The sequence below is a fragment of the Amycolatopsis sp. DG1A-15b genome, from assembly GCF_030285645.1.
Lineage (GTDB): Bacteria > Actinomycetota > Actinomycetes > Mycobacteriales > Pseudonocardiaceae > Amycolatopsis.
This window is the reverse complement of sequence record NZ_CP127296.1, coordinates 2,727,040-2,741,258: the sequence shown is the minus strand read 5'-3', so window position 1 is coordinate 2,741,258 and position 14,219 is coordinate 2,727,040. Positions and strand designations below refer to the sequence as shown.

Annotated in this window: 6 protein-coding genes; all 6 read right to left on the bottom strand. The window is 74.4% G+C overall.

Annotation, left to right across the window (positions count from 1 at the left end; translation table 11 throughout):
- Position 1: 1 nt before the first annotated feature.
- The gene (locus tag QRY02_RS12375; protein WP_285991674.1) at positions 2-358 is read right to left on the bottom strand and encodes a GNAT family N-acetyltransferase; all 357 of its coding nucleotides are present in this window, start codon (positions 356-358) and stop codon (positions 2-4) included.
- 141 nt (positions 359-499) lie between these two features.
- Complete coding sequence (locus QRY02_RS12370) at positions 500-1,666, bottom strand: glycosyltransferase (RefSeq protein WP_285991673.1); 1,167 nt, start codon at positions 1,664-1,666, stop codon at positions 500-502.
- Positions 1,666-2,472 (bottom strand): alpha/beta fold hydrolase, encoded by an 807-nt coding sequence (locus tag QRY02_RS12365; RefSeq protein WP_285991672.1) that lies wholly within the window; start codon positions 2,470-2,472, stop codon positions 1,666-1,668. Before QRY02_RS12365 ends, QRY02_RS12370 begins: the two co-directional genes overlap by 1 nt.
- Complete coding sequence (locus QRY02_RS12360) at positions 2,469-2,774, bottom strand: acyl carrier protein (protein ID WP_285991671.1); 306 nt, start codon at positions 2,772-2,774, stop codon at positions 2,469-2,471. Before QRY02_RS12360 ends, QRY02_RS12365 begins: the two co-directional genes overlap by 4 nt.
- On the bottom strand, positions 2,771-7,057 hold the full coding sequence (locus tag QRY02_RS12355; protein WP_285991670.1) for a beta-ketoacyl synthase N-terminal-like domain-containing protein: 4,287 nt from the start codon (positions 7,055-7,057) through the stop codon (positions 2,771-2,773). Before QRY02_RS12355 ends, QRY02_RS12360 begins: the two co-directional genes overlap by 4 nt.
- On the bottom strand, positions 7,054-13,830 hold the full coding sequence (locus QRY02_RS12350) for a type I polyketide synthase (protein ID WP_285991669.1): 6,777 nt from the start codon (positions 13,828-13,830) through the stop codon (positions 7,054-7,056). The genes QRY02_RS12355 and QRY02_RS12350 overlap by 4 nt, the downstream gene beginning before the upstream one ends.
- Positions 13,831-14,219: the final 389 nt, after the last annotated feature.

Here is a 14,219-nt window from a genome sequence, read left to right as displayed (position 1 = left end):
CTCAGCTGCGCGTCAAGGCCACCAGAAACGGGCGGAACCCGCGCGCGCGGTAGAAATCGAGTGCACCGGCGTTCTGCGCGTACGCCTGCACGGTCATTTCGTTCGTGCCGCGCTCGCGAGCCCACGCCACGAACGCATCCACGAGCGCGCCACCCACTCCCTCGCGACGGCGGTCCGGAGCGACGCGCATGCTCTCGAGCACGGCCGTCACGGCGCCCGGCCGCAGCGGGTCCGGGCCCCGCAACCGCCCGACCAGGTGACCGGCGCCCGCACCGGCCAGCAGGCACAGGCACGCCGGATCTTCGACGAGACCCGCGTAATAGGCCGCGCCTTCGCGGGCGGGCCAGCCGGTGTCCATGTACGGTCGTGGCGCCCACCGTCCTCGGCGAACAATGCCGCGGCCGACGCGAGAAGTTCGGGAACGTCTTCGGGACGACACTCGGAAACAGTCATCTCGACGACGTTAACGGCTTGATTTTTCGGTGTAAATCAGGAGTTTTCAGGCCCGCAGGTGCGCCAAGCTCTCCAACGCCAGCTGTTCCAGGTGCCCCGCGGCCGCCGGGCTGCCGCCCGCCGTGCGGAACGAGGCCGCCACCGTCTCGGCCGCGCGCCGGTACGCCGGTTCCGTCAGCACCTCCTCGACCGCCGCCGCGATGCGGGGTGCGTCCGCGCGGCCGAACCGCAGGCGGATCCCCGCACCCGCCGCGACCACCTGGGCCGCGACGATCGGCTGGTCGTCCCGGATCGGGGCCACCACCAGCGGCAGTCCGTGCCACAGTGTTTCGCAGACCGTGTTGTGGCCCGCGTGGCACAGCACCGCGTCGACCCGCGACAGCAGCGGCAGCTGCGGAACCCGCGGCCGCACCAGGACGTTCGGCGGGACCTCGCCGAGCACGCCCCCCGGGTCGGCGATCACCGCGCGCACGCTCGTCCCGGCGAACGCCTCCGCCGTCGCCGCCAGGAACCCCGCGCCCGCGGACGTGTTCGCGGTGCCGAGGGAGACCAGTACGGTCGGCCGCAGCGGGTCGAGCCACTCCCACGGGAAGTCCGTTGTGGACGGTCGCGCGCCGAGCGCGGGCCCGACGAGCCGGACCGACGGCGGCAGGGTGATCGCGCCGAGCAGTTCGCGGGTGGTGAAGGCGAGGACGCCGTGGGGTGAGAACCGCGGGTCCGCCGTGCCCCGGCCGCCGGCGATCCGCGCGCGGAGCCCGTCGAGCAGCGAACCGACCCACTCCCCGACCTTCGGCATCCCGGCCAGCGGGTCGACGAGCTCGGCCGATGTCGTCGCCGACGTGACCCACGGCAGGCCGCCGGCGTCCGCGAGCAATCCGCCGGCCAGTGCCTGCTGGTCGGCGACCACGACGTGTGGTTCGAAGGCGTCGAGCGCCGCCGCCACGCCGGGCGCCATCGCGTCGGCCAGGGGGACGAGGAAGTCCTGCCAGAGGAAGCGCAGCGCCGCCGGCCCCTTCAGCCCGGCCGGGCGCACGGGCGGCTCCCCCGCGGCGCAGGAGAACACGAGCGCCTCCGGGCCGGCCAGCTGCCACAGCAGTTCGCCGTGGCCCGCCCAAGCGACCTCGTGGCCGCGTGCGGTGAGCTCGGCCGCCACGCCGACGGCCGGGTTGACGTGCCCGACCAGGGGCGGGACGACGAAGAGGAAGCGGGCCACTACCGCACCCGTGCCCGCGTGCGCGCGGTGTCGCGGACCCAGCCGAAGATCAGCTCGGTGACCTCGGCGGTCCGCTCGACCAGCACCGAATGTCCCTGGTCGGGCAGCACCACGCAGCGGCACCGCTCCAGGTGCGTCTCGAAGTGCGGCACCTGCGCCGAGAGCCCGGAGTCGCCGCCGAAGATGGCGAACACCGGGCAGCGCACCGCCGACAGGTCCGCCGCGATCGTCGCGCTGCACGGGATGTCGTCGGCGATCGTGGTCGTCTGGAGGATCTTGTTCGCGGCCTTGGACAACCGCGCGGTGTGTGCGCCGTGGTTGTCGGCGATCCAGCCGATCACCTCGTCGATCGCCAGCCGGGTCTTGGCGTCGGCGAGACCGTCGGCCATGTGCCGGGTCCACTCCTCGGTCGGGGGCTCGCCCTCGATCACGACGACGCTCGCCACCCGGTCGGGCCGGGCGGCGGCCAGCCCGAACGCCACCGAAGCGCCGAAGGAGTTGCCGACGACGTGCACCGGCCGGGTGACGTCACACGCGTCGAGGACCGCGACGAGGTCGTCGACGAACCGCTCCAGGTGGTACCCGGACGACGGCCGCGTGGTGCGGCCGTGCCCGCGCAGGTCGTACATCAGCACGTCGAGCCCGCGCGCGGCGAAGGCCGGGCCGAGCGTGAAGTAGTAGCTGGCGAGGCTGTCGGTGAGCAGGCCGTGGACGCAGACCACGATCGGCGCGTCGCCGTCCAGCGGCACGTCCGGGGTGAGCCGCTGGACGTGCACGTCCAGCTCACCCGCGCGGATCCGGCTCACGCCGTCGCCCGCAGGGAGGCGACGATGTACCGCACGAGCTCGCCGACGGTCAGCGCGATGATCTCGTCCAGGTCGCGCTCGGCGATGAAGGTCGCGAAGTTGACGCGGTCGCCGTAGTGCTCGCGCAGCTGCCCGGACAGCGCCACCAGGTCGACGCTCTCCAGTTCGAGGTCGTCGTGGAACGTCGTGTCCATGGTGATCTCGGTGTCGTCGAGGCCGTACTCCTCGAGCAGCTCCCGCAGCATTCCGCCGAGCTGGGCGAGCACGGTCACCTCGTTCGCGGCCGTGGTCTCGATGCTCATCCGGCACTCTCCTTCGTCTCTTCGGTCCAGGCGACGACGTAGCGGCGCGGCGGCGCACCAGGTGGGTTCTCGATGTCGGCGCAGCACACGCGGTACTCGCCACCCGCGACGCGGACGGTCAGCTCTTCCGGGGCCGCCGTGACGACCTCGAAGTCCCGGGGTTGGCCGCGCAGGCCGGTGCCGCGCAGCTTCGCCACGGCCTCCTTGGCCGTCCAGAACCGGGCGAACCACCGTTCCGGGTCACCGGGCAGGCTCGCGAACAGGGCCAGCTCGCCGCGCCCGAGCGCGGCCTCCACAGTGGACTCCGCGCGCGGCACGACCTCTTCGACGTCGATGCCGCAGCGCCCGTGGCGGGCGATCGCCACCCCGGCTTCGGCGCGGTGCGCCACCGAAATCGTCACCGGCGGCAGCTCCCGGCCGTAGGCGCCGGTCACGAACGGCCGGCCCGCCTCGTCGTTGCCGATGCGCAGTTCGGCGGGGAACATCTCGGGTTCGCCGCGGGCCCAGAGGAACTGGCGGACCGCGTCCTTGGCCGCGATCCGGCCGAGCAGCCACTGGCGCCGCCCGCGCGGGGGACGGCGTTCGTAGGCCTCGCGCTCGGGACCGGCCAGGTAGTTGCGCATGATCAGCTCGCGGGTGGCCAGGTCCGGCCACTGCTCGTGGACCAGCGCCCAGCCGCCCGGCTGCTCGTGCGACAGCGTCGAACGCTCGGGGGTGCGGTCGGCCTGCCGGATGTGCGGGGTGCTGTCGAACCGCCGGTCGCGCCAGCCGGTGAACTCGGCCCAGACTTCGCCGTGGCGGACCAGCTGCATGTCCGCTTCGAGGAACTCCTCCGTCAGCCCGGTGATCCGGATCAGGCACTCCAGCCGTTCCCCCGGGGCCGGGTGCGGGCCGTGGAACCGGATTCCGCCCATGGCGACCGGGAAGACGGTGGTCCGCTCGGGCAGCCGGGACATGATCCAGTAGCCGAGCACCTGGCCGACGTTGTCGAGCAGCGCGCCGGGCGCGGCGGGCGTGGTCAGCACGGCCCGGACGTGCCGTTCGCCGACGGCGGTCAGCTCGGTGACGCCCTGGAACCGCGGGCCGTGGAACATCCAGCGCTCGTCGTAGAGCTGCGCCGCGGTGGTCTCGGGGACCTGTTCGGCCGACGCCGGGAACCGCCACGGTGCCGGGGCGCCGGCCGGGTACTCCGGCGCGAGTTCCACGACGGCCTGCGAGTAGCCGGCGATGGCCGCGTGCACCCGGTCGGTGCCCTGGGGCCGGACGCGCACCGGCACGGTGACCGCCGGCACCGCCGTGATCCATTGGCTGAGCCGGACGTCGTGCACGGCGACCGCGCGGCGGCCGGGCGCGGCCTGCTCGGCGAACCGCATCAGGTGGTCGATCACCGTCGTGGCCGGGACGACCGGCCAGCGGTCGCCCGGGTCGGCCTGCGGCGGCTGCTTGAAGAAGCAGTGGTCGAGCAGGTACGGCATCGTCTCGAGCGACACCGTCAGCGTGGTGTCCAGTTCGTGCGGCGCCGGGAGGCGGCGTGCCGGTCCGGCGAGCACCGTGGACGCCAGCTCCGCGGTGTCGGCCAGCAGGGCGGCGAACTCCGCGGCGAGCGGCCCCTTCGTGGCCAGGTCGTCCACTCCTGCCCGGCGGGCGGCCGGCAGCGCGATCCGCGCGCGGACCTGGTCGTCGAGGGAGATCAGGCGGCCGCCGAGGTCGAGCTTGACCGCCTTCGGCGTCGCCGGGCGCTCGCCGGGCAGCCGGGTGAAGTCGGGATCGTGCCCCTCGGCCCACAGCGCGGTCGCGACCCGGCGCAGCTGCGCGAGCCCCGGACGCTGCGCCGAGTGCGCCGCCACGACGAGGTGCTCCTCGCCGTGCAGCGTGTCGCCGACGAGCGAGCCGAGCTGCCCGGCGCCGACCTGGACGAACGCGCGGAACCCGGCGGCGTGCAGCGCCCGCACGAGCGGGCGGAACCGCACCGGCCGCAGCAGGTGCCGCACGAACAGCTCGCGGACCTCGGCCTCGGCCGCCGGGTATTCGGACACCGTGGTCGCCGACCACAGCGGCAGGGACGGCGGGTGCAGCGTGAAGCGCTCGGCCGCTTCGCGGATCGGTCCCAGGTAGGGCCGCAGCATCGGGGTGTGGAAGCCGGACCGGAACGGCAGCACCTGCGCCACGATCCCGGCGTCCCGGAAGCGCCGCACGAGCGCGCCGACCGGCGCTTCCGGCCCGCAGATCATGGCCTGGTTCGGGGAGTTGTCGTGGGAGAGGACGACGTCCGCGCGCCCGGCCAGCTCCTCGAGCACGCGGGGCGCGGGCGCGCCGACCGCGGCGAAGGCGAGCCCGGGGACGACCAGCGCGTCCGGGTCGAACCCGGCGAGGAACGCGTCGACCTCTTCTTCGGCGTAAACGCCGGCCACGGCCATCGCCGTCCACTCGCCCAGGCTGTGCCCGGCGACGGCGTCCGGTGTGACGCCGAGCCGGCCGAGCGCCGCGTGCAGCAGCCGGCCCAGCTCGAACACCGCGGCACCCTGCCGTCCGACGTCGCCGACCTCGACGTCGCCGTGCTTCCACGGCAGGCCGAAGTGGCGGGCGAGGTCGCCGCAGTTCAGCGTGAGTTCCGATTCCAGGCCGGGGAAGAGGAACGCGATCTTGCCGCCGCCCGGGCCGAGCAGGGGGCGGTCGGCGAACCACACGTCGTTGCGGCCGCGCCAGGCCCGGCCGCGCGCGAGGACCTTCCTGGCCAGGGCCAGCCGCTTCTCCGTCGGGTCGACGATGCCGAGCCGGACCGGACCGTCGCCGGTTTCCGCCGGGCCGGGCCGGTCGAACGCCTCGCGCAGCGCGTCGACGGTCGGTGCGGCCAGCCGCAGCACGCGTTCGGGCTCGCGCACCACGACCGGCTTCGCGCGGCCCGGAGCCTGTTCCAGCACGACGTGGGCGTTGATCCCGCCGAAGCCGAAGGCGTTGACTCCCGCGCGGCGCACCGGCGCGTCCCACGGCTCGGCGGCGGCCAAAGTGGAGAAGCGAGTCCTCGCGAGCGCCGGGTGCGGGTCGTCGCAGTGCAGGGTGGGCAGGAGGACGCCGTGGTGCACGGCCAACGCCGCCTTGACGAGCCCGGCGATCCCGGCCGCGGGCATCGTGTGGCCGATCATCGACTTGACCGAGCCGAGCACCGCGCTCCCCTGCGCCCCGAACACCTCCGACAGGGTGGCGAGCTCCGCCGCGTCGCCGGCCGGGGTCGCGGTGCCGTGCGCCTCCAGCAGGCCGAGGGAGTCGGGAGCGGCCGGGTCCAGGCCCGCCGCGGCCCACGCCTGGCGGACGGCCCGGACCTGCCCGCCGGAGTCGGGGCTGGCCAGGCTCGCGGTCCGCCCGTCGGAGGCGACGCCGGTGCCGGTGATCACGGCGTAGACGCGGTCGCCGTCGCGCTGGGCGTCGGCGAGGCGCTTGAGGACGACGACCCCGGTGCCCTCGCCGATCAGCACGCCGTCGGCGTCGCGGTGGAACGGCCGGATCCGCTCGGACGGAGACAGGGCGCCGAGCTGGGTGAACACGCTCCAGAAGGTGATGTCGTGGCAGTGGTGCACGCCGCCGGCGAGGACGACGTCGCACCGGCCGGTGGCCAGTTCCCGCACGGCGTGGTCGACGGCGATCAGCGAGGACGCGCACGCGGCGTCCACCGTGTACGCCGGACCGCGCAGGTCGAGGCGGTTGGCCAGCCGCGACGCGGCCAGGTTGGGCACCAGCCCGATCGCGGACTCGGGCGCCTCGGGGCCGAGCTGGTCGGTGAAGGCCTGGCGGACGGCGTCGAGCCGGTCCGCGTCCAGGTCGGGCAGCAGCTCGCCGAGGGTGCGGACGAGCTGGCTCGCGGTGCGGACGCGCTGGTCGAGGCGGACCAGGCCCGGCGTCAGGTAGCCGCCGCGGCCGAGCACGACGCCGATCTTCCCGCGGTCGGCGGGCAGGCGGTCCGGGCCACCCGCGTCCGCGACGGCCTGCGCCGCGACGCGCAGCGCGATCAGCTGGTCGGGCTCGGTGGCGGGCACGGAGTTCGGCATGATCCCGAAGCCGGTGACGTCCACTTCGGCCAGGTCGTCGACGAACCCGCCGCGCCGGCAGTAGAGCCGGTCGGCCCGGCGCTGCTCGTCCGGCGCGTAGTGCGCGTGGTCCCACTTCCCGGGCGGCACCTCGGTGATCGCGTCGACGCCGCCGGCCAGGTTGCGCCAGTAGCTCGCCAGGTCGGGGGCGCCCGGCAGCAGCACCGACATCCCGACGATGGCCACGCGCACGTCCGTCACCACCCGGACGCGGTGTGGACGACGGCGCCGGTGCCGGCGCGGCCCCACGCCAGCTCGCGCAGCAGGCCGAGGGTGCCCTCCTCCGGATCGATCAGCGCGATGCCGCGCCGGGCGTAGTCGCGCATCAGCCCGGGCGTCACCATGCCGTCGTGCTCGCCGGTCGGCGCCCACGGTCCCCAGTGGACGGTCACCGCGCGCCCGGCGGGCCACCGGCGGCCCAGCGCTTCGAGGGCGTCGTTGGCGGCGGCGTAGTCGGACTGGCCGCGGTTGCCGAGTGCGGCGGCGATGCTGCCGAACAGGACCACGAACGCCGGCTCGTCGGGCAGGTCGGCGGTGGCCTCCAGGAGGGTGCGGGCGCCGTCGACCTTGGTGCCGTACACGCGCTCGAACGACTCCGGCGTCTTCTCGGCGACGAGCTTGTCCTCGATCACACCGGCCGCGTAGACGATGCCGTCGAGGCGGCCGTGCTCGGCGTGGATCTCCTTGACCGCGCGGTGCACGGCTTCGGCGTCGAGCATGTCGACCGACTGGTAGCGCACCGGGCTGCCGAGGGCTTCGAGCTTGGCCAGCGTTTGCCGGACTTCGCGTTCGCCCTGGATCCGGCGGACCGTCCGTTCGATTTCGGCGGGGCGCTTCAGCCCGGCGGTGATGAGCGCGGCGCGGAGGTCCGCGGTGGTCGTGGCCTGCGGGTGTTCGTCTGCTGCCGCCGGGACCGGCGTCCGCCCGAGCAGTTCGATCCGGCAGCGGGCGGCCGCGGCGAGGGTCGCGGCGAACCGGGCGGTGATGCCCTTGGCGCCCCCGACGAGCAGGACGACCGAGTCGCGGTCCAGCCCGATCGCGGCGGCTTCGGCGGCGCCGTCGCCCGCCGGGCCCGCGCCGCTGCTGCCGAGCGGGCCGAGGTCCTGCTCGGTCATCCGGAAGCCCTTGCGGTTCCCGCCTTCGCGGACGACGACCGGTTCGCGGTCGGTTGCGGCCAGCTCCTGGACGAAGGCCGCGGCCTGTTCCACGGGCGTTTCGGCCGGCGACAGTTCGACCACGCGGGTGAGGGTGTCCGGGTATTCGCGGGCGAGGCTGCGGTGGAAGCCGCGCAGGCCTTCGCCGGGACCGGCGGTCAGCAGCCAGGCGGGATTCGTGGCCAGCGCGGCCTGGTACCGCGGGAAGGCGGCGGGCAGCACCGGTCCGTCCCCGGGCAGGATCAGGACGCCGTCGAACCCGGCACGGACCTCGTCGGCGATCTCGGCGGACGCGCCGAGCCCGGCGAGGTCCGCTCGGACGGCCTCGGCGAGCGGCCCGCGGCCCAGAAGCAGGAACTTCCTCCCGCTGACATCGGGAGCCTCGGCGGGAGCCAGCGCGACTTCGGCCATGACCAGCCGTTTCGGCGCCACGATGAGCGGCGCGGCCTCACCGGGTTCCGGCTCGGGCTCGGGGCGCACCACCTCGGGGCGGTCGGCACCGACGAGTGCGGCGATGGCCGCGGCGGTTCGGGCCTTGGCCAGCTCCTCGACGTCACCTCCGGTGTCGAGGTTCAGGCGGATGGCCAGCTCCCCGGCGATCTCGGCTCGCTTGATCGAGTCCACACTGAGGTCGGCTTCCAGATCGAGGTCCGGCTCGATCATCTCGACCGGATACCCCGTCCGCTCCCCGATCACCGCCACGACGGTCTCCAGCACCGAAGCCGGTTCCGGCTCTTCCGGCTCCGCAGCGGGACGTTCATCGCCGATCAGCTCGGCGATCGCCGCGGCCGTGCGGGCCTTCGCGAACTCCTCCACGTCCCCACCGGCGAGCCCCAGCCGGGACGCCAGCTCGCCCGCGATCTCGGCTCGCTTGATCGAATCCACGCTCAGATCGGCTTCCAGATCGAGGTCCGGCTCGATCATCTCCACCGGATACCCCGTCCGCTCCCCGATCACCTCGACCACCGTCTCCAGCACCGAAGCCGTCCTGGGTGCCGCGACCGGAACGACCACGGGCTGCTCGATGACCCGCACCGGGACCGGCGCCGGAACCGGCTGCGGGGCGTCGGTGCCGAGGAAACCCAGGAGCACGTCACGCTGGGCGGCGATCATCTCGCGGCTCGTGCGCAGGAAGTCCGCGACCATCGCCTCCGACGTGGCCGCCTGCGGGGCCGCCGCCACCGCACCGAACGAGATCCGTTCCGCCGGGCGGAGGGCGCCGGCCGGGATCGTGCCGTCCGCCGCGCGCAGCAGGTGGCCGTCGACCGTCCACCCCGGACGCTTCGGGCGTGGCGCGGTGAAAGCGTCGACCGCGTCGCGGCCGCGGAACAGCCAGCCCGTCTCGACGTCCACCCCGGACACCGCCAGCTGCGCCAGTGCGCCGAGGAAGCCCGGCAGGCCGCGGCGGCGCGGCTGTTCGAACCCGACCGTCCGGTGCGGCCGGTCGCCGAGGATGGCGGCGACCTGCTTGGCCAGCACGGCCCCGGGCCCGGCCTCGACGAACACCCGCGCCCCGGCCGCGTACATCGCCTCGACCTGCTCGACGAACCGGACCGGTGCACCCAGCTGGGCGGCCAGCTCGCCGCGGATCGCGTCCGGGTCCGCCGGGTAGGGCGCGGCCGTCCGGTTGCCGTACACCGGGACCGCGGGCCGCACGACGCCGATCGCGTCCAGCGCCCGGCCGAACGCCTCCCCCGCGGGCGCCACCAGCGAGCTGTGGAACGCGCACGCGACCTGGATCCGCTTCGCGCCGAGCCCGGCGGCCCGCAGGTGCCCGACGGCGGCCTCGACGTCGGCGGTGGGCCCGGAGATCACCGTCTGCTTGGGCGAGTTGTGGTTGGCCAGGACGACCGGCGATTCACCGAGGACCGAGAGAACCTCGGCGGCGGAAGCCGACACCGCGGCCATCGCCCCCGGATCGTCGTCGGGTACCGCGTCGAGGATCGCCGCCGCCCGGACGTGGCTCGCGTGCAACAGTCCTTCCGGCGTGAAGGCGCCTGCCGCCGCCAGCGCCGTCAGCTCGCCGTAGCTGTGGCCGCCCAGCATCGCGGGCCGCACGCCGGCGCGGGTCAGCAGCCGGAACGCGGCCAGCCCGGCCATCCCGAGCGCGGGCTGGGCGACGCGCGTGTCGGTGACCCGGTCCACGGAGTCCTGCCGCGCCGTCTCGCCGAACACCGCCGGGCCGAAGACGATCTCGGCCGTCCCCGGATCGAGCCGCAGGTAACGCTGCAGGTCGGGGAAGGTGACGAACAGCTCGGCGAACATGCCCGGGCGCTGGCTGCCCTGGCCGGGGAACAGCACCGCGACCTCGCCCCGCGCCGCGTCGTCCGCGCGGAACACGCCGGGTGCGTCGTGCCCGTCCAGTGCCTTCCGCAGCAGTCCGGTCAGCTCGTCCACTGTGGACGCGACGACGGCGAGCCGCACCGGACGTCCCTGCGCCCGCAGGTTTGCCGCCAGCGCCAGATCCCGCAGCCGCCACGGCGAAGGGTCTTCCGACGCCGTGGCCAGCAGCTCCCGGGCCGCGGACTCCGTCGTGAAGGTGAACAGCTCCGCGGGCCACTCGTCCGCGGCCTGCGCGGGCGGCACGCCGTCGTGCGCGCCGAGCACCACGTGGAAGTTGGTGCCGCCGAAGCCGAACGCGCTCACCCCGGCGAGCCGCTCGGCGGGCGGCGCGGTCCACGGCTGCGCGGCCGACTGGAACACGAACGGGCTCGTCGAAGGGTCCCAAGCCGGGTTCGGCGCCGAAAGGTGCAGCGTCGGCGGCTTGACGCCGGTGTGCACCGCCAGCGCGGCCTTGATCAGCCCGGCCAGGCCGGCGGCGCACTTGGTGTGCCCGATCTGCGACTTCACCGAGCCGATCGTGCACCCGCCCGGTGCGGCGCCGGCCTCGGTGAACACCTTCGTCAGCGTGCCGAGCTCGGTCCGGTCGCCGACGACGGTGCCGGTGCCGTGCGCCTCGACGAGGCCGACGCGCGCGGGCGAGATACCGGCGTTGCGGTACGCGCGGGTCAACGCGGTGTGCTGGCCCTCGGGACGGGGGGCGGTCAAGCCGAGCGCGCGGCCGTCGGAAGCCGCGCCGACGCCCTTGATCACGGCGTACACCCGGTCGCCGTCGCGTTCGGCGTCGGCGAGGCGCTTCAGGGCGAGGCACGCGACGCCTTCACCGAGCGCGATGCCGTCGGCCGCGCTGTCGAACGTCGCCGACCGGCCGGTCGGCGAGAGCGCGTGCGCCGAAGCGAACAGGAGGTAGTCGTTGATGCCGTTGTGCAGGTCGGCGCCACCGCAGAGGACGAGGTCGCTGGTGCCCGCGGTCAGTTCCTTGCAGGCGACGTCGACCGCGGTCAGCGAGGACGCGCACGCGGCGTCGACGGTGTAGTTGGCCCCGCCCAGGTCGAGCCGGTTGGCGATCCGGCCGGCGATCACGTTGGCGAGCACGCCGGGGAAGGAGTCCTCAGTGACCCGCGGCAGCCGTTCGTCCAGTTCGGACGGCAGTTCGCCCAGGTAGGACGGCAGCACGGAGCGCAGGGTCATCGCGTTCGACAGGTCGCTGCCCGCTTCGGCGCCGAACACGACCGACGTGCGGGCCCGGTCGAACGCGCGGTCGGCGTAACCCGCGTCGGCCAGCGCGCGGTGCGCGGCCTCCAAGGCCAGCAGTTGCACGGGCTCGATGCTGGCCAGCGACGACGGCGGGATGCCGTACTTCAGCGGGTCGAAGCCGATTTCCGGCAGGAACCCGCCCCAGCGCGACGGCGTCCGCTCGCCTTGGCCATCGGGGTCGTAGTACAGGGACGTGTCCCAGCGCTGCGGGGGCACCTCGGTGACCGCGTCGGTGCCGGCCAGGACGTTCGCCCAGAACGCGGCCAGGTCGGGAGCCTGCGGGAACATGCAGGCCATGCCGACGATCGCGATGTCCAGCGGCGCCGGCGCGGGCGGCTCGGCCTCGGTGACGCCGAACGCGGCGGCCCGCGCGCGCAGGAACGCGTTCGCGCCTTCACCCACCGAGTGGTGCAGGCCGGCGATCGTGGTGACGGCGGAGCGCAGCACGGCGACCTCGCCCGCCATGAACATGCCTTCGGCGAGCTGGCGGTCTTCGGCGACGTCCCGCAGTTCCGCGCCGACGCGCTCGATGCCCTTGCTCGCCAGGCGGAGCCGGCCGACGTTGAGTGTTTCCAGGTGCTCCCAGGCGTCGCGGTTCGCCACACCGCGCTCGGCGAGGTCCGCCTTGATCGCGGCGTACTCCTCGGTGAACGGGCTGCGCACGCAGCGGGTGGCGTGGCCCGGCGCGGTTTCGAGGAGGTCGGTCTGCTCGGCTTCGAGGAGCCGGCGCTGGAACAGCGGGAGCACGGCGCCCGCGTCGACGGCCTCGCGGGTGAAGAGGTAGGCGGTGCCCATCAGCACCCCGATCGCCGCGCCGCGCGCGGCCACCGGGGCGGCGAGAGCGGCCACCATCGCGGCCGAGCGTTCGTCGTGGACACCGCCGGCGAACAGCAGCTGCAGGTCCGCGGCCGCGGCCGGGGTGGCCGTGAGGAAGTCGGCGAGCACGCCGAGCTGGGCTTCCCACAACGGAAAGCTGGTGCGCGGGCCGACGTGCCCGCCGCACTCCGACCCTTCGAAGACGAACTTGCGGGCGCCCGCCTCGAGGAACTGCTTCAGCAGGCCCGGCGAGGGCACGTGCAGGAACGTGGCGATATCGGCGTCTTCCAGGGCCGCGGCCTGAGCGGGGCGGCCGCCGGCGATGATCGCGTGCGTGGGCCGCAGTTCCCGGATGACCGCCAGCTGCGCGGCCTTGACGTCGTCGGCGGCGAACCCGAGGACACCGACTCCCCAGGGTGCGTCGCCGACGGCCGCGCGGGTCCGTTCCAGCACGTCGCGGGTCTGCTCCGGGCCGGACAGGGCCAGCGCGATGAACGGCAGCGCGCCGCCCGCGGCGACCTCGGCCGCGAAGGCGGGCTGGTCGCTGACCCGGGTCATCGGTCCCTGGGCGACCGGCAGCGCGGTGCCGAACGCGCGGCTGCCCGCGCTGCCGGGGCCCAGCACCGCGTCCGGCAGGCGCAGGGCCGCGCCGACGGCGTCGGCCAGGCCGCGCACCGCCGCGGTCACCGTGCCCCAGCGGTCGCGGAACCGGGTGGCGAGGAAGACGTCCTGGCCCGCTTCGAGGGGCTCGGTGCCCCGCCGGGCCAGCACGCGAACGCCGTCGGCGACGGTCGTTTCCGAGCCGTCGAGGCCGGTGAGCGCGGTGGTCAGGGCCGACGGCAGCTCGGCTTCCGGCAGCAGCGCGAGCTGGGTGTCGACGACGACGCCGGCCGCGCCACCCGCCACGGCGGCCGCGGCGGTGTGCGGTCCGATGCCGCCCGCCGCCCACACACCGACGCCGACGCCGTCGTCGGCGAGCAGGGCCTGCAGCAGCACGAAGGTGCTCAGTTCCCCGATCCGGCCGCCGCATTCGTGCCCGCGGGCGATCAGGCCGTCGGCGCCGGCCGCGACGGCCCGGACGGCCGCCGCGCGGGAGGTGACCTCGGCCAGCACCCGCCGGCCCGGGAAGTCCCGCGGGGTGCACGCGGCGTCTTCGGTCAGCAGCACCGTGGTCACGGCATCGGGCAGGTCGGCCGGTCGCGTCAGCCGGACCCCGAACGCCGGGACACCCCACTCCCCCAGCAGCGCGAGCTCTTCCGCGGCCGCGGCGGCCCGGGCCGTCAGGTCGAGCACGCCGAGCCCGCCCCCGCGCGCCGCGGCGGCGACCCCGCGCGCCGACGGCCATCGCAGCGGCGACACGGCGACGACCAGCCCGGCCGGCACGGAGTCGTCTTTCGAGAGACGCATGGGAACTCCCGCTACGCACGAAAGGGTGAAGGGTAACGGGGAGTACTTAAGCGGGTTCCTTCCGTGCCGTCAACAACCCACCACGATTTCATAGCCGAGGTTCAGAAAATTCGGGATGGACCAGGCCGACGGCGCAAGAATTTAACGTCACCGTCACGTTCCCGGTCCGGCACCCGGCTCGGCCGGGGTGCGGCGGACCGGTTCCACGGCGTGGTCCACCCGGTTCGCACCGCCGGACAGCGCAAGCCATCCCGCCCGGTGGACGCGGTGTCGTTGCCCGATCCGGACCACGTCGACCGTAGGGTGCGAAGTTTCCCCGCCGTCCCTCACGCTTATCCCGCCGGTAAAGCTGACGTACGGAGACGTTCGCTTCACCGATCCGAACAGGT

Excerpts from the sequence above, each read along its gene's own strand:
- QRY02_RS12375 (WP_285991674.1), bottom strand. The coding sequence starts at position 358 with ATGGACACCGGCTGGCCCGCCCGCGAAGGCGCGGCCTATTACGCGGGT.
- QRY02_RS12360 (WP_285991671.1), bottom strand. The coding sequence starts at position 2,774 with ATGAGCATCGAGACCACGGCCGCGAACGAGGTGACCGTGCTCGCCCAG.
- QRY02_RS12350 (WP_285991669.1), bottom strand. The coding sequence starts at position 13,830 with ATGCGTCTCTCGAAAGACGACTCCGTGCCGGCCGGGCTGGTCGTCGCC.